This is a genomic window from Betaproteobacteria bacterium (assembly GCA_016720065.1).
Classification (GTDB): Bacteria; Pseudomonadota; Gammaproteobacteria; order Burkholderiales; family Rhodocyclaceae; genus SSSZ01.
In genome coordinates this window covers 2,484,615-2,501,478 of sequence record JADJXY010000002.1, presented here as the reverse complement: position 1 = coordinate 2,501,478, position 16,864 = coordinate 2,484,615, and the positions used below count along the sequence as shown (strand labels likewise).

General features: G+C 67.9%; 16 protein-coding genes. 10 read left to right on the top strand and 6 right to left on the bottom strand.

What is annotated here, in order from left to right:
* Positions 1–147: 147 nt before the first annotated feature.
* From IPM73_14970 to nikR, 5 genes are all read right to left on the bottom strand, one after another.
* The gene (locus IPM73_14970) at positions 148–792 is read right to left on the bottom strand and encodes a response regulator transcription factor (GenBank protein ID MBK8919304.1); all 645 of its coding nucleotides are present in this window, start codon (positions 790–792) and stop codon (positions 148–150) included.
* The gene (locus tag IPM73_14965; protein ID MBK8919303.1) at positions 779–2,608 is read right to left on the bottom strand and encodes a PAS domain S-box protein; all 1,830 of its coding nucleotides are present in this window, start codon (positions 2,606–2,608) and stop codon (positions 779–781) included. Before IPM73_14965 ends, IPM73_14970 begins: the two co-directional genes overlap by 14 nt.
* A gap of 104 nt (positions 2,609–2,712) precedes the next feature.
* A complete protein-coding gene (locus IPM73_14960) occupies positions 2,713–3,528 on the bottom strand; it encodes a nickel transporter (protein MBK8919302.1) in 816 nt (271 codons plus the stop codon).
* A 135-nt stretch (positions 3,529–3,663) separates the two neighbouring features.
* Complete coding sequence (locus IPM73_14955) at positions 3,664–5,010, bottom strand: PAS domain-containing protein (protein MBK8919301.1); 1,347 nt, start codon at positions 5,008–5,010, stop codon at positions 3,664–3,666.
* A complete protein-coding gene (gene nikR / locus IPM73_14950; protein MBK8919300.1) occupies positions 4,985–5,443 on the bottom strand; it encodes a nickel-responsive transcriptional regulator NikR in 459 nt (152 codons plus the stop codon). Before nikR ends, IPM73_14955 begins: the two co-directional genes overlap by 26 nt.
* An 83-nt stretch (positions 5,444–5,526) precedes the next feature.
* On the opposite strand from nikR, the gene IPM73_14945 reads away from it, so the two are divergent.
* The 9 genes from IPM73_14945 to IPM73_14905 all read left to right on the top strand — a co-directional run bounded on the left by IPM73_14945 (position 5,527) and on the right by IPM73_14905 (position 14,352).
* Positions 5,527–6,222 carry an ABC transporter permease gene (locus IPM73_14945; GenBank protein ID MBK8919299.1) on the top strand — a complete coding sequence of 232 codons (696 nt, stop codon included), beginning with the start codon at positions 5,527–5,529 and terminating at the stop codon, positions 6,220–6,222.
* Positions 6,222–6,941, top strand: coding sequence for an ATP-binding cassette domain-containing protein (locus IPM73_14940; GenBank protein MBK8919298.1), 720 nt, complete (start codon positions 6,222–6,224; stop codon positions 6,939–6,941). Before IPM73_14945 ends, IPM73_14940 begins: the two co-directional genes overlap by 1 nt.
* A 112-nt stretch (positions 6,942–7,053) precedes the next feature.
* A complete protein-coding gene (locus IPM73_14935; protein ID MBK8919297.1) occupies positions 7,054–7,362 on the top strand; it encodes a helix-turn-helix domain-containing protein in 309 nt (102 codons plus the stop codon).
* A gap of 3 nt (positions 7,363–7,365) precedes the next feature.
* On the top strand, positions 7,366–8,655 hold the full coding sequence (locus IPM73_14930) for a type II toxin-antitoxin system HipA family toxin (protein ID MBK8919296.1): 1,290 nt from the start codon (positions 7,366–7,368) through the stop codon (positions 8,653–8,655).
* A gap of 106 nt (positions 8,656–8,761) precedes the next feature.
* On the top strand, positions 8,762–9,994 hold the full coding sequence (locus IPM73_14925) for a molybdopterin molybdotransferase MoeA (GenBank protein MBK8919295.1): 1,233 nt from the start codon (positions 8,762–8,764) through the stop codon (positions 9,992–9,994).
* A gap of 127 nt (positions 9,995–10,121) precedes the next feature.
* Positions 10,122–10,631, top strand: coding sequence for a CinA family protein (locus IPM73_14920; protein MBK8919294.1), 510 nt, complete (start codon positions 10,122–10,124; stop codon positions 10,629–10,631).
* A 94-nt stretch (positions 10,632–10,725) separates the two neighbouring features.
* Positions 10,726–11,901 (top strand): MFS transporter, encoded by a 1,176-nt coding sequence (locus IPM73_14915; GenBank protein ID MBK8919293.1) that lies wholly within the window; start codon positions 10,726–10,728, stop codon positions 11,899–11,901.
* A 165-nt stretch (positions 11,902–12,066) separates the two neighbouring features.
* Complete coding sequence (locus tag IPM73_14910; GenBank protein ID MBK8919292.1) at positions 12,067–13,242, top strand: hypothetical protein; 1,176 nt, start codon at positions 12,067–12,069, stop codon at positions 13,240–13,242.
* Between the two features lie 174 nt (positions 13,243–13,416).
* Complete coding sequence (locus IPM73_14905) at positions 13,417–14,352, top strand: CysB family HTH-type transcriptional regulator (protein ID MBK8919291.1); 936 nt, start codon at positions 13,417–13,419, stop codon at positions 14,350–14,352.
* Positions 14,353–14,397: 45 nt separating this feature from the next.
* Here the strand turns inward: IPM73_14905 and IPM73_14900 are convergent, their stop codons facing one another.
* A complete protein-coding gene (locus IPM73_14900; GenBank protein MBK8919290.1) occupies positions 14,398–15,462 on the bottom strand; it encodes a Fic family protein in 1,065 nt (354 codons plus the stop codon).
* Between the two features lie 347 nt (positions 15,463–15,809).
* Between IPM73_14900 and IPM73_14895 the strand changes: the two genes are divergently transcribed.
* Positions 15,810–16,793: a sulfate ABC transporter substrate-binding protein gene (locus tag IPM73_14895; GenBank protein ID MBK8919289.1), complete on the top strand. Its 984-nt coding sequence runs from the start codon at positions 15,810–15,812 to the stop codon at positions 16,791–16,793.
* Positions 16,794–16,864 lie beyond the last annotated feature (71 nt).

Sequence of the window (16,864 nt, the reverse complement as noted above, 5' to 3'; positions counted from 1 at the left end):
GGTTAACCCCGATTTCCGCACAGGGAGGGGCCGGCGCGATCCGCATCCCCCGGGATGCCCGCGGCAGCGGGCGGGGCGGACGCGGGGGCTGACGAAGTCAGAGCCGGTGCGTCTTGCGGGCCTGCCCGCGGGAAGCAGACGCAACGCTCAGAGGGGGGTTTCCTGGGTGGCCTGCACCGCGGCGCAGAGTCCGGCGAGGCTGTCGGCGCGCATTTTTTCCATCACCCGTGCCCGGTGGGTTTCCACCGTCTTGACGCTGATTTCCAGCGCCTGGGCGATTTCCTTGTTGGTCTGGCCGCGCACCACCAGGCGCAGAACGTCGAGTTCCCGCTGGGTGAGCAGCGCTATGCGCGCCTGGAGGGCCGCCTGATGGCGGCGTCGCTGCTTGCGTTCCCGATCCAGGCGCAGGGCCTTCTGCACGCGCTCGAGCAAATCCTGGTCGCCGTAGGGTTTGGGCAGGAAATCGAGGGCACCCGCCTGCATGGCGCGGACGGCCATGGGAATGTCGCCGTGGCCGGAAACGAAGATGATGGGGATGTCGATATTGCGGCGCTGCAATTCGGTCTGCAATTCCATGCCGCTCATGCCGGGCATGCGCACGTCGAGAATGAGGCAGCTCGGCAGGCCCGGGCGGTAGGCCGCGAGAAAGGACTCCGCCGATTCCAGGGCACAGACCTCGACCTCCAGGATGCCGACCAGGAAGCCCACGGATTTGCGCGCCACCGGGTCGTCATCGACCACGTAGACCACGGGGACGGGCAGGGGGATTGCTTGCGGTTCAATCGAGTTCATGGGGCGGAGCGAGTTCGAAGTGGAAAGCCTTGCCCCCATTGGACAAAGGGAGGACGGAAAGACGGCTGCCGTGATTTTCCAGCAGGGTGCGGCTGATGGAAAGCCCCAGGCCAAGGCCGTCGGTCTTGGTGGTAAAGAAGGGTTCGCCGATGCGCTTGAGAACTTCCGGCGCCAGCATGGGGGCCGGGTCTTCCACTTCGACCACGATCCCCTGGCCGCTGCCGGGGCGGGAGCGGATGGTCACCAGACGCTCCTTGGCCGGCAGGGCTTCGCAGGCCTCCACCGCATTCTTGACCAGATTGACCAGCACCTGCTCGATCTGGCTCCAGTTGGCGCGCAGGCCGGGGAGTTCCGGAGCCAGGTCGAGAAGCACGCGCACACCGGCGCTGCGGGCGAGCAGATGGAAGGTCGGCAGGCTGGCGCTGACCAGGTGGTTGAGGTCCGTCGGTGCCGCGCGGGCGCCCCGCGGGCGGGCCAGGGTGCGCACGTTGCGTACCACGGTATCGGCCCGCTCCACCTGGCGTACCACCTCCTCCAGGGTTTCGGTCAGCGCCTCCTCCTCGACCTTGCCGCGGGCCAGGCGATGCAGCAGGCCCCGGCTGAAATTGGCGATATTGGACAGGGGCTGGTTGATCTCGTGGGCGATCATGGTGGCGATTTCGCCCACCGCCGCCAGGCGGGCCACATGGGCGACCTGCTCGCGCAGATTGCGTTCCCGCGCTTCCAGGGCGCGGCGTTCGGAAATGTCGTCCAGAAGGATGACCCAGTTGGCGATATGGCCGTCGTCGCCCGGAATGTCGGAAATCGCCGCCCGTACCGCGCGGATCTCTCCATCCTGTCGCTGGATATGGACTTCCAGGGTGCCCTGGAGCAGGGGGCCGGCCTCGGCCGGTACGCCGTGGGCGGGGGGGGCATAGAAGCTGCGCACGTCCCGGTTGACCAGTTGCACGGGAGAGCAGCCCAGGATTTCGCAGGCCCGGGGGTTGGCGTACTCGACGCGGGCATCGCGGTCGGTGATGACCACCCCGACGAGGTTCTCGTCCACCGCCCGGTAGAACTTGCGCAACTCGGCGGAAAGGTTGGGGTCGGCCGGCGTGCCGAAGCAGACGACGAAATCCGGCTTCTCGTCATTGACCGCCAGGGGGAGGGCGCTCATGTCCAGGCGGCGGCCCCGGGATTCCAGCTCCCAGTAGGCCGGAACCAGGGTGCGCGTCGCCCGGCTGTTGCGGCAGTTGGCGCCGGCTGGGCCGCACAGGGTGGAGCAGCAGGGACGGCCGACCTTCATGCCCAGCAGGTCGTGGGCCTGGCGGTTGGCCATGCGCACGCTGCCCACCGTATCGACCAGGGCGACGGGGAAGGGGAGTTTGTCGAACGCGGCGCTCCAGCGGGCCAGGGCCAGGTCGAGGACGGCGCGATCATGCTCGGGTTCCTGCGCCCGGGACGCCTCGGGGCGCAAGGACCAGGCGATGCCCTGCACGCTGCCGTTCTCGTCCCGCACCACCCGGGCCGCCGCCCGCAGCGGGCAGAGGCCGCCGCCCTGACGGCGCGCCGGGAGCAGGATGTCGTCCAGATTGGCCCCGGCATCGAGGGCGGCGCGCAGGTCGATCTGGGTGCTGCGGGCCAGGCTGAGGACCGAGGGCAGGCCGAAGCCGACGGCCCGCTCGGCGGACCAGCCCAGCAGGGCCTCCGCCGCGGGGGGCCAGTGGAGGATGCGCAACTGGGTATCGGTGGGCACGAAAACCGTGCGGGCGAGGTCGGCAAAGGCCCCGACCCAGCGCGCCGTCGCGTCTTCCTGCAGGCTGTCTTCGCTTGCCACGCGGTTCCCCCGCCGAAAATCCCGGTGTTGGGCAGTGGGGGAAGTCTAAGCGAACTTGGCCGCGTCGCGCTAACCCGCCGACACCGACCGGATTCCGCAGGCGCTCAGAGGCCCTGGGCGAGGGGAGGGCGGGTCAGCCGGATCGCCAGCAAGAAACTGCTGGCGATGATGGCCATCAGGGCGGCCCCGAACATCAGTTCCTTGCCGTCGCTCCAGGCATCCACCGCTGGCAGGGCCAGTTTGGCCAGGCCGAAGGCCGCCACCAGCAGGCTGACGCCGGAAACGACGAGCCCCATGACGCGGGAGGCGACCAGGGCGACCTGGTCGGCCCGGGCGATGAGGCGGGCGATCCACAGGCCGTTGATGCCGTCGGTGATCAGCATGCCGAGGAGGAAGAGGAGCGCCAGGACCAGCGCGTGCTGCCAGCCGCCGAATTGGGTGGCGGTGAGCGCGAAGAAAGCCGCCTGCGAAAGCGTGTCGAAGGAAAGGGCGAAGAGGGCGCCCACGCCGGCGATGAGGAGCGGATGGCCGGCGTGGCGCAGGCGGCCCAGGAGGCGGCCCTTCAGACCCACCGGCTGGACGACTTCGTGGGGTTCGGCTTGCAACACGGCGGCCAGGTTGAGGCTGCCCAGGGCGAAGAGGAAAGCGATGGAAATGACCGCGCCCAGGGTGCCGAACCACTGCGGCACCTCCCAGCGGCCGGCCAGGGCGGAAACGCCCAGGGCGATGGCGACGACCACGGCGCCGTGGCCCAGGGAAAAGAAGGTGCCGCAATAGCGCGCCATGGCCGGGTTGGCACGGCTGTTGTGGCGGGTGAGCCCGTCGATGGTGGCCAGGTGGTCGGCGTCGAAGCCGTGCTTCATGCCCAGCACGAAGGTCAGGATGAGCAGGGACAGCCAGTCGCTGGGCAGGGTTTCCATGGCGTTGTAGGAAGAATGGGAAATCTCTTCATACAAGGAGCGTGCCAGAAAGCCAAACCCTTGCCAATCGGGGATCCGCTGTCCGGCACAGCGGGATGACGGCAGAAACTGGCGATCACTCCCTTTGCGCAATGCTCAGGGAGTTTCCACCGGCAGGGTCAGGGTGAACAGCGCGCCGCCCTCGGGCCGATTGCCCGCTTCGAGGTGGCCGCCGTGGCGCTCGACGATGCCGTAACTGATGGAAAGGCCCAGGCCGGTGCCCTGGCCGACGGGCTTGGTGGTGAAAAAGGGCTCAAAGAGGCGGGGCAGGTGCTCCGCCGCAATGCCGGGGCCGTCGTCGGCGAAGCAGAGGCGCACCTGGCGGCCGTCCTGCTCGCCGCTCACGGCCAGGTGTCCGGCGCTGCGGGCGGCGGTGGCGTCGCAGGCGTTCTGCACCAGATTCATGACCACCTGCTGCAACTGGCCGGAGTGGCCGGAGCAGCCGAGGTCCGGGGGCAGGTCGACGCTGACCGTGAAGCGGGTGGGGGCGCTCTGGGCCACCCAGCGCACCGAGCGTTCGACGACGTCGTTGAGGCTGACGCGCTCGGGGGTCGATTTGTCCAGGGCGGAAAAGCGCTTGAGGGCATCGACGATGTCCCGGGTGCGTTCGGCCCCTTCGATCATGCCGGTGATGAGGGGGGCGAGGTCGAGCGCGATGCGGTCGATGCGCAGTTCCGCGCGCTGCGCCGCCAGAGCGGGGTCGGCGGCGGCGGGGGAAGCATGGACGGCGTCGAGATAGCGGGCCAGACGCCCGGCGTAGCGTTGCAGGGAGAGCACATTGCCCAGCACGAAGCTGATGGGGTTGTTGAGCTCGTGGGCCACGCCGGCCACCAGACGGCCCAGGGAGACCATCTTCTCGGCGTGCAGGAGCTGGCTCTGGGTGCGCTTGAGATCCTCGTGGGCCTGGCGCAGGGCTTGATAGGCCCGGCGCAATTCCCCCACCGGCCGCCCCGTGACCACCATGCCCATGAGCTTGCCGGTCTGGGAAATGCGCGGCGTGCAATTGATCGACACGGGCACCGAAGAGCCGTCGCCGGAGCGCAGGTAGAGTTCGGCGTCGTGGACGCCGTCCTGCCCCTGGCGGGCGAAGAGGGCCTTGGCCTTGGTCCGTTCGCCCTCGTCGGCGAAGAGGTCGAAGAGGGGGGTGCGCTCCAGATGGGCGGCGGGTTTGCCGCAAAAGTGCTGCAGGGAGGCATTGACCTCCTCGATGGTGCCGTTGCGGTCGCAGACGATGAGGATGTCCGACATGGAAGCCAGGACGCTCTCGATGAACTGGTGCGATTCCTCCAGGGCGGCGTTCTTTTCTTCCAGGGCCACTTCGTACTGGAGGAGGTCGTTATAGACCTCGTCCATCTTGCGGATGACCTCGATCCAGGCCTGCTCCCCGAGTTCCTCCCCGCCCGGAGGCGGCGGCCGGTCAGCGGGCGGGACGGTAGTGGACATGGCGGTGGCCGGCGCCGTGGGTGTGGCCGTGGTCGGCTTCCAGGGCGATGACGTTGAGGCGGCCGTGGCGCACGCCCCGCTCGGCGATCAGGCGGTCGGCGAAGGTGCGCACCTCGGCGGCGGGGCCGCGCAGGATCAAGGTCTCCAGGCAGTTTTCGTGATCGAGATGGCTGTGCATGGCAGCCACGGTGAGGTCGTGGTGGTCGTGTTGCAGCGCGGTGAGGCGCTCGGCCAGTTCCCGCTCGTGGTGGTTATAGACGTAGGACAGGCAGGCCACGCAGGTTCCCTCGGGCTTGTTCCCGTGCTCGGCTTCGATGGCGCCGCGGATCAGATCGCGCACCGCTTCGGAGCGGTTGCCGTAGCCGCGGCGGGCGATCAGTTCGTCGAACTGGGAGGCCAGGGATTCGTCGAGGGAAAAGGTGAAGCGTTCCATGCCCGCATCCTAGCCCAATCCGCGGGTCGGGCAAACGGCCGCCCGCTGACGCACTCCCTCGCCGATGCTATCCTCCCCGCCCCATGGGCTCCACCCTGCTCGAAGCGTTTTCCCTCCTCGGCACCCTCGATTCCCAACTCCTGCGGATCGTCGGGCTGTCGCTGCGCGTCAGCCTTTCCGCCGTGCTCGTCGGTACCCTGCTGGGGCTTCCTCTGGGGGCCTGGCTCGCGGTGTCCCGCTTTCCCGGCCGGGGGGCCGTCATCGTCGGCATCAACGCCCTGATGGGCCTGCCCTCGGTGGTGGTGGGGGTGATCGTCTATCTGCTGCTTTCCCGTTCCGGGCCCTTCGGCAGCCTCGGGCTGCTCTTTTCACCGCCGGCCATGATCGTCGCCCAGACCGTCCTGGTCATGCCCCTGGTGGCCGCGGTGAGCCGCCAGATCGTCGAGGATGCCTGGCGTGAGTACGCGCCGGAAATGCGCCTCATCGGGCTTTCGCGCTGGGCCTCGGCCCGGCTGCTGCTGCTCGACTGCCGCTTCTCGCTGGTCGTCGCCACCCTGGCCGGGGTGGGGCGGGCCATGTCGGAAGTGGGGGCGGTGATGATCGTCGGCGGCAATATCGACGGTTTCACCCGGGTCATGACCACGGCCATCGCCCTGGAGACCAGCAAGGGTGACCTCGCCCTGTCCATCGCCCTGGGCCTCGTCCTGATGACCCTCATCCTGGTGCTCAACGCCCTGGCGCACGGGCTGCGCTCCTGGGCGGCCCGGAGGTACGGCTGATGTTTCCCCTCGCCCTGCACGGTCTCGGCTTCGGCAGCAACGGGAAGACGGTCCTGGAAGGACTCGACCTCGATCTCGCGGGGGAAGGCATCACCGTCATCCTGGGCCCCAACGGGGCCGGCAAGACCGTCCTCCTGCGCCTCCTGGCCGGGCTGCTGCCCCCCAGCACCGGGCGCATCGACTGGGGCGGCGCGGCGCGGCCGCCGGAGCGTCTGGCCATGGTCTTCCAGCAGCCCATGGTGTTGCGCCTCTCCGTCTTCGCCAACGTCGCCTTCGCCCTGGGCCCCCAGGCCCTGCCGGAGGCGGAAATCCGCCGCCGCACCACGGCGGTCCTGGAGCGGGTCGGCCTCGGCGGGCGGGCGGGGGATAGTGCCCGTCTGCTCTCCGGCGGCGAGCGCCAGCGCCTGGCCCTGGCCCGGGCCTGGGCCACCCGGCCGCGCTTCCTGATGCTCGACGAACCCACCGCCAGCCTCGATCCCGGCGCCACCGAGGCGGTGGAGCGCATCATTCGCGAAATCCGCACCGACGGAACCAAGATTCTCATGACCACCCACAACCTGGGACAGGCCACGCGGCTGGCCGACGACATCGTCTTCATCGCCGAGGGCCGGGTGCAGGAGCACGAAGCCGCCAACGCCTTCTTCGCCCGCCCCCGCTCGGCGGCGGCCCGGGCCTACCTGGAAGGCGAACTGCCTTGGCGCATCGCTTTCGACCGCTGAAGAGCGTCCCCGGGCGAGCCCTACTTGTTTTGGTGTGCTATAACGGCACAAACTGACCGATTAGTATCGTTTGTCTGATCAATAGGCTTATTTGTACCGTTTTATGGATTATATGAAAGCCTCCTCTTTCCTCGCCCCGAAGGAACTTCAGGAACTCCTGGGGGAGCGCCTCAGGCGCCTTCGCCTGAACCGCAACCTGGATCAGCGCAGCACCGCAGAGAAGGCCGGCGTTTCCGAGAAGGCCCTGCGCAACCTGGAATCCGGCCGCGGGTCCACGGTCGAGACGCTGCTGCGCGTCTTGAAGGCCCTCGATCACTTGCAGGGACTGGACATGCTCGCCCCCGAAATCAGCGTCAATCCTCTCGACCTGCTGCGCAAGCCCAAGGCGCGCCTCCGGGCAACCCCGCGCCTGCCGCGCTGAGCCATGGACACTCCGGTCATCGAGGTGCGGCTCTGGGGCCAGCGGGTCGGTGCCGTGGCGCCCGATCCGCGCCTGGGCTGCTACGTGTTCGCCTACGAACCGGCCTGGACGAAAAGCGGCATCGAGGTGGCTCCGCTGACCATGCCCCTGGACGACACCCGCCAGAGCTTCGCCTTCCCGGAGCTGGCCGAGCCCAGCTACAAACGCCTGCCGGGGCTGCTTGCCGATGCCCTCCCGGATGATTTCGGCAATGCCCTGATCGACGCCTGGATGAGCGCCCGGGGCGTGGACAAATCGGCCATCACCCCGCTCGATCGCCTGGCCTACATGGGCAAGCGCGGCATGGGCGCGCTGGAGTTCAAGCCGTCCCGGGGAGCCCATCGCGAGAGCGCCGAACCGCTGGAGATGAAACACCTGGTCGAAGCCGCCCGCCGCATCGTGCAGGGCGAACTCTCCGGCGATGTCCAGGCCCAGGCCGCCCTCGCCAACATCATCCGGGTCGGCACCAGCGCCGGGGGGGCCCGCGCCAAGGCCGTCGTCGCCTGGAACCCGCAGAGCGAGGAAATTCGCAGCGGCCAGTTCGACGCCGCCCCCGGCTTCGAGCACTGGCTCCTCAAGTTCGATGGCGTGGGCCAGGACGCCGAACTGGGCGCCGGTGCCGACTACGGCCGCATCGAATACGCCTATCACCTCATGGCGCAGGCCGCTGGCATCCACATGTCCCCCTGCCGGCTGCTCCTGGAGGGCGGGCGCGCCCACTTCATGACCCGCCGCTTCGACCGTGACGGGGCCGACGGCCAGACCCTCAAGCACCATGTGCAGACGCTCTGCGCCCTGCGCCACCTCGATTACCGGCAGCGCGCCACCCATGCCTACGCCCAGCTCTTCATGACCGTCGCCCGGCTCGGTCTGGGCGACGAGGCCGTCGGCCAGGTCTTCCGCCGCATGGCCTTCAACGTCATGGCGAGAAATTGCGACGACCACAGCAAGAACTTCGCCTTCCTCCTCCGCCAAGGCGGTGACTGGGAGCTGGCGCCCGCCTACGACGTGACCCACGCCTACAACCCGCGAGGGGAATGGACCTACCAGCACCTGATGAGCGTCAATGGCCGCTTCGCCGGCATCACCCGCGCCGATCTGCTGGCGGAAGCCGACCGCTTCGGCGTCCGCCGCCCCCGGGATGCGCTGACCGATATCCGCGCCGCCCTCGACCAGTGGTCCGGCTTTGCCCGCCAAGCCGGCCTGGGCGAGCGGGCCAGTGCCGCCATTCAGGCCGACTTCGAGCCGCTATGATCCCCTCTGCGCCCCCACGACCCCCCCAGGATTGTTTACGATTCCCCCACCCTCTAAGCCCGCTTCGCCCGCAAGCCGGCCGGGTGTGCACCCGCAAGGAAGCCCCATGACGCCATCTCCCTCCGTTTCCCTCACCACGGCCCAGGCCCGCGCCCAACTGCTTGCCGCCGTCGCCCCCGTCACCGGCCGCGAGGTGCTGCCCCTGCGGGAGGCCCTGGGGCGCATCCTGGCCGTGGACATCGTCGCCCCCCACGACGTGCCGGCCCACGACAATTCGGCCATGGACGGCTACGCCCTGCGCCACGACTGCCTGGAAGCGAGTGGCGAGACCACGCTCACCGTGGTTGGTACGGCCTTCGCCGGGAACGCCTTCTCCGGCATCGTCGGCGCCGGGCAGGCGGTGCGCATCATGACCGGGGCGGTGCTGCCGGCCGGGGCCGACACCGTGGCAGTGCAGGAAGCGGTGCGGGTCGAAGGCGGCCGGGTGGTCATCCCCGCCGGCCAGAAGAAGGGCAACAACACCCGCCGCGCCGGCGAGGATCTGGCCCGGGGCCAGGTGGCGGTGGCGGCGGGCAAGCGCATCGGCGCAGCGGAACTGGGCCTCATCGGCTCCCTGGGCTTTGCCGAGGTGACCGTGCGCCGGCGCCTGAAGGTGGCCTTCTTTTCCACCGGCGACGAAATCGCTTCCATCGGCCAGCCCCTGGCGCCGGGGCAGATTTACGACAGCAACCGCTATACGATCTTCGGGCTGCTCAGCGCACTGGGGGCGGAAATCATCGACCTGGGCGTGGTGCGCGACCGGCCGGAAGACCTGGAGGCCGCCCTGCGCGAAGCCGCCGGCGCGGCGGACGCCATCATCACCAGCGGCGGCGTTTCGGTGGGCGAGGCCGATTTCGTGCGGGAAATTCTCGCCCGCCTGGGGGAAGTGAAGTTCTGGAAGCTGGACATCAAGCCCGGCCGCCCCATGGCCTTCGGCAAGGTGGGCGACGCCTGGCTCTTCGGCCTCCCCGGCAACCCGGTGGCGGTGATGGTGAGCTACACCCAGTTCGCCCTCGACGCCCTGTTGCGTCTCGCCGGGCTGGACCCGCTCCCCGAGCGCCCCCTGCTCAAGGTGGCCTGCAGCGAAGCCATCAGGAAGGCTCCGGGGCGGCGCGAATTCCTGCGCGGACGGGCGGCGCTGGTGGACGGCGGCTGGCAGGTGAAGCCCTTCTCCTACCAGGGGTCCGGCGTCCTGCGCTCCATGTCGGAAGCCAACTGCTTCATCGTCCTGCCCGAGGAATCCGGCAACGTCGCGCCGGGGGATACGGTGGAGGTGCAGTTGTTCGAGGGGCTGCTGTAGCGGGCACGGACCACGGCAGCCCCAAATCATGAAGGAATTCGCCATGCCCCTTACCCTCACCCCCAGCCCCTCTCTCGCAGGAGGGGCGAGGGGCGCTATCAGCGACGCCTTGCGTCGCTTGTCTTGAATGGCCGCCCAGGCGGACCTGGAAGCCCTGGCCGCCGAGGCCGGCCGCCGCCTGCTGCAACGGGGCGAATGGCTGGCCACCGCCGAATCCTGCACCGGCGGCTGGGTGGCCCAGGCGGTGACGGCCATCGCCGGCAGTTCCGCCTGGTTCGACCGGGGCTTCGTCACCTACTCCAACGCCGCCAAGGAAGAGCAACTGGGGGTGCCGCCCACCACCCTGGAACGCCATGGCGCCGTGTCGGAAGCCACTGCCCGGGCCATGGCCCAGGGGGTGCTGCACAAAAGCGGCGCCGACTGGTCCCTGGCCATCACCGGCATCGCCGGCCCCGGTGGCGGCTCGCCAGACAAGCCCGTGGGCACCGTGTGCTTCGCCTGGGCACAAAAGGACGGCGGCTGCGAAGCCCAGACCTGCCTTTTCGTGGGTGACCGCGAGGCGGTGCGGGCCCAGTCCGTGCGCCACGCCCTGCGAGGCCTGCTGGAGCGCCTTGATGGCGCAACGCTAAGGGCTTGACGGGCAGGCTCCCGGTGATCGCCACGCCCCGCTCCGGAGCCCCCTCCCCCGGCCCCCCTCCCGCGTGGCAGGCGCGGGGCGCGGGGCGCCGCCCATGAATCCCCGCCGCCTGCCCCGGGCCGTCCTGGTCCTCGGGGCCATCAGCTTCTGCAATGACCTGGCTTCCGAGATGGTGACACCCCTCATCCCGGTGCTGCTGGCCGCCGTTCTCGGCGCCGGGCCGGTGGCCCTGGGCATCATCGAAGGCACGGCGGAAACCCTCGCCGCCCTGCTCAAGCTCTGGGCCGGCCGCCATTCCGACCTCTGGGGCGGGCGGCGCAAACCCTACGTGGTGGGGGGCTACCTGCTCTCCAATGCCGTGCGCCCGCTCTTCGGCCTCGCCGGCAGTTGGCCCGTGGTGGCCGCCCTGCGCGGGGTGGACCGCATCGGCAAGGGCCTGCGCACCGCCCCCCGGGACGCCCTGCTGGCCGACGCCACGCCGGCCGAACTGCGGGGCCTGGCCTACGGCTTCCACCGGGCCATGGATAACGGCGGCGCCATGGCGGGCGCCCTGCTGGCCGCCGCCTGTCTGGCCTGGACGCCGCTTTCCCTGGCTGAGGTGATTCTCTATTCCGCCATCCCTGGGACCCTGGTTGCCCTGCTGGTGCTCTTCGGCCTGCAAGACCCGCCCCATGCCACCGTCCCGGCGGCAGTCGCACCGCCGCTCCTGTGGCGGGGTCTGTCGCCGGACCTGCGCCGGGTGCTGCCGGTGATCGGCCTGTTCACCCTGGCCCGGGCCTCGGAGACCTTCATCGTCCTGCGTGGCCACGAACTGGGAGTCGGCGTCGCCGGGCTGCTGCTCCTGTGGGCTGCCATGAGCGCCATGAAGGCGCTGACCGCCTGGCTGGGAGGCGGCCTCTCCGACCGCCTGGGCCATCGCACCATGACGATCTTCGCCTGGTTCGCCTTCGCCGCGGGCTTCGCCGGGCTGGCCACCGTCGGCAGCCTCACCAGCCTGTGGATCGCCGGTATCGCCTACGGCATTCTCGCCGGCGTGGGCGAGGGCGCCGAGCGTGCCCTCATCGGCCAGTTGGCCGGCAGCGCGCAACGGGGCACCGCCTTCGGCTGGTACAACCTGGTCACCGGCGCCGCCGCCCTGCCCAGCGGCCTTTTGATCGGCGGCCTGTGGCAGTGGGCCGGCGGCGGCTTCGCCTTCGCCTGCGCGGCAGCGATCGGCGCCCTCGCCGCGGCGGTTCTTTACCTCACTCCCGGATTGCGGCGTCCGGCCTGAGCGCGGTGCCGAACCGGGGTAAGCCCACCGAAAGCCCGGGCCGGTTCGGCTTGCTGCGGGAGAGGGGAAGACGGCGATCCGCCTTGCGCGGGCGCTATCTTTTTGGCATCGTCTGCGGACCGCCCCCGCGGTGCGCGTTCCCAACCTACACAAGGAGATCAAGACATGGCGACGAAACTGACTGATCGGCGGCAGGTGCCCTGGCTGGAAGATCGCAAGCAGATCGATGGGCTGCGCAACCTCTTTCCCCCGCGGCGGGTGTTGATCACCGGGGGAACGGTCTTCCAGGACGGCGCTCCGGAACATATTCTTGCCGGCGCGGAAATCTACGATCCGGCCACCGGTCGCTTCGCCGCTACCGGAGCCATGATGGCGGCGCGGGCCAGTCATGTCGCCGTGGCCCTGGGGCAAGAGCGGGTGATCGTGGCTGGGGGACTGAGCGCGGCGGGAAATTCGAGCCGCTACACCGACAGCGCCGAAATCTTCGCCGGCGGAAGCTTTCGCGCCATCTCCGGCATGGTTGCCCGGCGGGCCGGGCACCGGGCGGTGGCGCTGTACGGCGGCACGGTCCTGCTGGCGGGAGGCGTCGGCGCCGATCCTGCCGAGCCCGATGACTTCACCCTCTCCGGTGCCGAGTTTCTCAATCCCCTGTGCGCCAGCGAATTCCGCTACGAGTTCGTCCGCACCGCCGGGGCGATGATGGATAACCGCAACGGCCATAGCCTCACGGCCCTCAAGCGCCGGCCCTGGGCGCTGGTGGCCGGCGGCTACCCGGGGTCTGGGGATGTCGCCTTGCGCTCCGCCGAAATCTACGATCACCAGAGCCGCACATTTCTACCGCTGGATTCCGCCCTGCTCCAGCCCCGCCTTGCCCACGCCGCGGTTCTTCTGGGCGATGGAAAAGTCTTGCTGGCGGGGGGCTCCACCCGCAATGGCGGAGGCGGTCTGCAACGCAGCGCCGAACTCTTCGACCCCGCAAGCATGAGCTTTTCCACCACGGGATCGATGGCGACGGCCCGGGATCGGGCCACGGCAACCCTGCTCAACGACGGCCGCGTCCTCGTCGCCGGCGGATTCGGGAGCAATGCGGCGATCCTGCGCTCCGCCGAACTCTACGATCCCGCGACGGGTCAGTTCAGCCCGGCGGGCAATCTACGCGCTCCCCGCGCGTACCACACGGCGACGCCCCTGGGCGATGGCCGCATCCTCATCGTGGGCGGATTGGGCGCCCAGGGGGAAGGACTGTCCAGCGCGGAAATCTACGATCCGGACTCCGGCAATTTCAGCTTTACCGGCGCGATGGCCGCGGGCCGGCTGCATCATGCCGCCACGGCCCTGTGACAGCCCGCTCACGGCCCTCGGGGGAGAGTGGCTTATAAGAAAAGTGAATTTCTTTTTCGCAAAATTGTATTTCTGCGCATAAAGCGACTCCCATAGACTCGCGCCTTTGCCTGCCGCCCCTGGCAGGCCCTTGCGGGCTGACGCCCCGTGCCTCCCGGCATCAAGGAAATGGCGATGAACTTCCAGCAACTGCGCATCATCCGCGAAACCCTGCGCCAGGACTTCAACCTGACCGAAGTGGCCAGCGCCCTCTATACCTCTCAGCCCGGGGTCAGCAAGCACATCAAGGATCTGGAGGACGAACTGGGGATCGAGATTTTCGTCCGCCGCGGCAAGCGCCTCCTGGGCCTGACCGAGCCGGGCAAGGAGCTGGCCGGGGTGGTGGATCGCATCCTCCTCGACACCCAGAACCTGCGCCGCATCGCCGACCATTTCGCCAGCCGGGAGACCGGGCACTTCACGGTGGCGACGACCCACACCCAGGCGCGCTATGCCCTGCCCAGGATCATCAAGTGGTTCAAGACCGATTACCCCAAGGTTCATCTCGCCCTGCACCAGGGCAGCCCCAGCGAGATCGCCAACCTGGTGATTTCCGGCGAGGCGGATGTCGGCATCGCCACCGAAGCCCTGGATAACGTGCCCGAACTGGCGAGCTTCCCCTTCTACTCCTGGCACCATGCCGTCATCGTTCCCCTGGGCCATCCCCTGCTGGCAGTGGAGAACCTGACGCTGGAAGTGCTGGGCGAATACCCCATCATCACCTACCACGAGGGCTTTACCGGCCGCGCCCACATCGACAAGGCCTTCGCCGACGCCGGCGTGGTGCCCGACATCGTGCTCTCCGCCATCGACGCCGACGTGATCAAGACCTACGTGGACCTGGACCTGGGCGTCGGCATCATCGCCTCCATGGCCTACGACCCGGACAAGGACCGCGGCCTGACCCTGATCCCCGTCCCCCACCTGTTCCCGGAGAGCACCACCCGCCTTGCAGTGCGCCGTGGCACCTACCTACGCAGCTACGCCTATGCCTTCATCGAGAAGGTATGCCCGGATGTGGGGGAGGAATTCCTGCGGGCGGCGATTCAGAAGGGGAATGGCGGGGAGTGAGGCACCGACGGGGCAAGCCATCAGCGGGCAGCGTCGCCGTTGCGACTAGGCCAGCAGAATCTGATTCAGCGCCAGATTGACGTAGTAGTTGCTGCGCCCGATCTTGTTTTTCTGCACGAAGCCGCCGGCGACCAGCGCATCCAGATACTTGCTGGCGGTCAGGCGGGAGACGCCGAGGTCGCGCTCGACGAACTCGATCTTGGTGTAGGGGTGCATGAACAGGTTGTTGATCAGGTCCTGGCTGTAGAACTTGTATTCCTCGCGGATGCGGTGCTTGTAGTCAAACAGCGCCGCCTTGATCGCGTGGATCGTCCGGATGGTCTGGCCGGCGGTCTGCTCCACGGCTTCCAGCATGTACAGCACCCATTCTTCCCAGGCATCGGCATCGCGCACGGCCTGCAGCAGGCGGTAGTAATCCGCCTTGGTGCGCACGATATGGCGCGAGAGGTAAAGAACCGGCACATCGAGCAGCCCTTCCTTGACCAGATAAAGCACATTCAGGATGCGCCCGGTGCGGCCGTTGCCGTCGTAGAACGGGTGGATGCTCTCGAACTGGTGGTGGATGAGGGCCATGCGGATCAGCGGATCGGCCGGGAAACGCTCGCCGTCGTTGATGAAGCGCTCCAGGTCGCTCATCAGCGCGACGATTTCCGCCGGGTTCTGCGGCGGGGTATAGACCGTTTCGCCTGCCGCGGTTTTCAGCGCCGTGCCGGGTAGCTTGCGAAAACCGGCGTTGTTACGCTCCAGCTCGGCCTGCATCTCGACAATGTGGTTGGCGGTAATCAGGCCCGTATCGCGGACCAGGCGATAGCCGAGATGCAGCGCCTGCCGGTAGCGCAGCACTTCCTTGGCGGCCGGATTGGCAAAGGATTCCGGCAGCACGTCGTCCTTGAACAGCTCGTCGTGGGTGGTGACGATGTTCTCGATTTCCGAACTGTCCTTGGCTTCCTGCAAGCCCAGCGTGTTGATCAGGATGCTCTGGTTCGGAATCGACCCCGCCACGCCCTTCAACTCGGCCAAGGCCCGGCTGGCACTGGCCAGCCGCTTCAGGATCGGCGCCGTGTCAAAGCGGGCAGGGTTCAGTGATTCCAGGGGCGGCAGAGTGGGCATGACGGCAATCGGAAAGAACCGCCGTGTATAGAAAAACGGATCTTCTATATACGCCAGTCTGGACATGTTTAAGGAATCGACATTTTTATACAGATCACGGACGAAGTGAATAGAAATCGTCATTTTTTATACACGTTAGCGTTTGTCGCTAAAGTTTTCTTTCCTTCGGGGAAGGCGACATTGACTACGCCGCCTGCCGCAGACTTCCCCGTAGCCCCTTGTATCCCATATATCCAAAGAAGAATTCCTTCGTTCAGCCCGGCCAACCGCCCACGTACAGTGGCCTTTCCCGCAACGACAGGAATTCACGCCATGCTTCCCCGCTCCCTTCGCCGCATTGCCGCCGCATTGCCGCCGCACTCGCCCTGGGCCTGGGCCTCGCCGGCCCGGCTGCTGCCGACATCACTCTCCTCAACGTCTCCTACGACCCGACCCGGGAGTTGTACAAGGATTTCAACGCCGCTTTTGCCAAGCACTGGCAAGCCAAGACGGGCCAGAACGTGCAGATCAGGCAGTCCCACGGCGGGTCCGGCAAGCAGGCGCGGTCGGTGTGGGATGGGCTGGAAGCCGATGTGGTGACCCTCGCCCTGGGTTACGACATCGACACCCTGGCCGACAAGGGGTTGGTGGTGCCCAATTGGCAAAGCCGCTTTCCGAACAACGCCTCGCCCTACACCTCGACCATCGTCTTTCTGGTGAGGAAGGGCAACCCCAAGGGCATCAAGGATTGGGGCGATCTGGCCAAGCCCGGTGTCGGCGTCATCACCCCCAACCCGAAGACTTCCGGCGGCGCCCGCTGGAACTACCTGGCCGCCTGGGCCTGGGCCCTGAAGCAGCCGGGGGGTAACGAGCAGAAGGCTTTCGACTTCGTCACTGCCCTGTTCAAGAACGTGCCCGTCCTCGATTCCGGCGCCCGGGGCGCCACCACGACCTTCGTCGAACGAGGCCTGGGCGACGTGCTCATCGCCTGGGAGAACGAGGCGCTGCTGGCGGTAAAGGAACTGGGCAAGGACAAGTTCGAGATCGTCGCTCCCGGCCAGTCCATCCTTGCCGAACCGCCGGTGGCGGTGGTGGACAAGGTGGTAGATAAACACGGCACCCGGCTCACCGCCCAGGCCTACCTGGACTACCTGTATTCCGAGGAGGGGCAGGAGATCGCCGCCCGCCATTACTACCGACCCACCAATGCGAAGGTGGCCGCCCGCTACGCCGCCAGCTTTCCCAAGCTCAAGCTGATCACTATCGACGGCGTCTTCGGCGGCTGGCGCAAGGCACAACAGCAGCACTTCGCCGATGGCGGCACCTTCGACCGGATTTATACGAAGAAGTGAAGCGGGGGCGGCAGGGGCATCCGGCCGCCCCAACCCATGGCAACGGATATATCCAAATCACTATTTTGTCT

What these genes read in the sequence shown, in the direction of transcription:
- IPM73_14955 (MBK8919301.1), bottom strand. Translation starts at nt 5,010, where the DNA reads ATGTCCACTACCGTCCCGCCCGCTGACCGGCCGCCGCCTCCGGGCGGG.
- IPM73_14945 (MBK8919299.1), top strand. Translation starts at nt 5,527, where the DNA reads ATGGGCTCCACCCTGCTCGAAGCGTTTTCCCTCCTCGGCACCCTCGAT.
- IPM73_14915 (MBK8919293.1), top strand. Translation starts at nt 10,726, where the DNA reads ATGAATCCCCGCCGCCTGCCCCGGGCCGTCCTGGTCCTCGGGGCCATC.
- nikR (MBK8919300.1), bottom strand. Translation starts at nt 5,443, where the DNA reads ATGGAACGCTTCACCTTTTCCCTCGACGAATCCCTGGCCTCCCAGTTC.
- IPM73_14910 (MBK8919292.1), top strand. Translation starts at nt 12,067, where the DNA reads ATGGCGACGAAACTGACTGATCGGCGGCAGGTGCCCTGGCTGGAAGAT.
- IPM73_14960 (MBK8919302.1), bottom strand. Translation starts at nt 3,528, where the DNA reads ATGGAAACCCTGCCCAGCGACTGGCTGTCCCTGCTCATCCTGACCTTC.
- IPM73_14900 (MBK8919290.1), bottom strand. Translation starts at nt 15,462, where the DNA reads ATGCCCACTCTGCCGCCCCTGGAATCACTGAACCCTGCCCGCTTTGAC.
- IPM73_14930 (MBK8919296.1), top strand. Translation starts at nt 7,366, where the DNA reads ATGGACACTCCGGTCATCGAGGTGCGGCTCTGGGGCCAGCGGGTCGGT.
- IPM73_14905 (MBK8919291.1), top strand. Translation starts at nt 13,417, where the DNA reads ATGAACTTCCAGCAACTGCGCATCATCCGCGAAACCCTGCGCCAGGAC.
- IPM73_14925 (MBK8919295.1), top strand. Translation starts at nt 8,762, where the DNA reads ATGACGCCATCTCCCTCCGTTTCCCTCACCACGGCCCAGGCCCGCGCC.
- IPM73_14920 (MBK8919294.1), top strand. Translation starts at nt 10,122, where the DNA reads ATGGCCGCCCAGGCGGACCTGGAAGCCCTGGCCGCCGAGGCCGGCCGC.
- IPM73_14940 (MBK8919298.1), top strand. Translation starts at nt 6,222, where the DNA reads ATGTTTCCCCTCGCCCTGCACGGTCTCGGCTTCGGCAGCAACGGGAAG.
- IPM73_14935 (MBK8919297.1), top strand. Translation starts at nt 7,054, where the DNA reads ATGAAAGCCTCCTCTTTCCTCGCCCCGAAGGAACTTCAGGAACTCCTG.
- IPM73_14970 (MBK8919304.1), bottom strand. Translation starts at nt 792, where the DNA reads ATGAACTCGATTGAACCGCAAGCAATCCCCCTGCCCGTCCCCGTGGTC.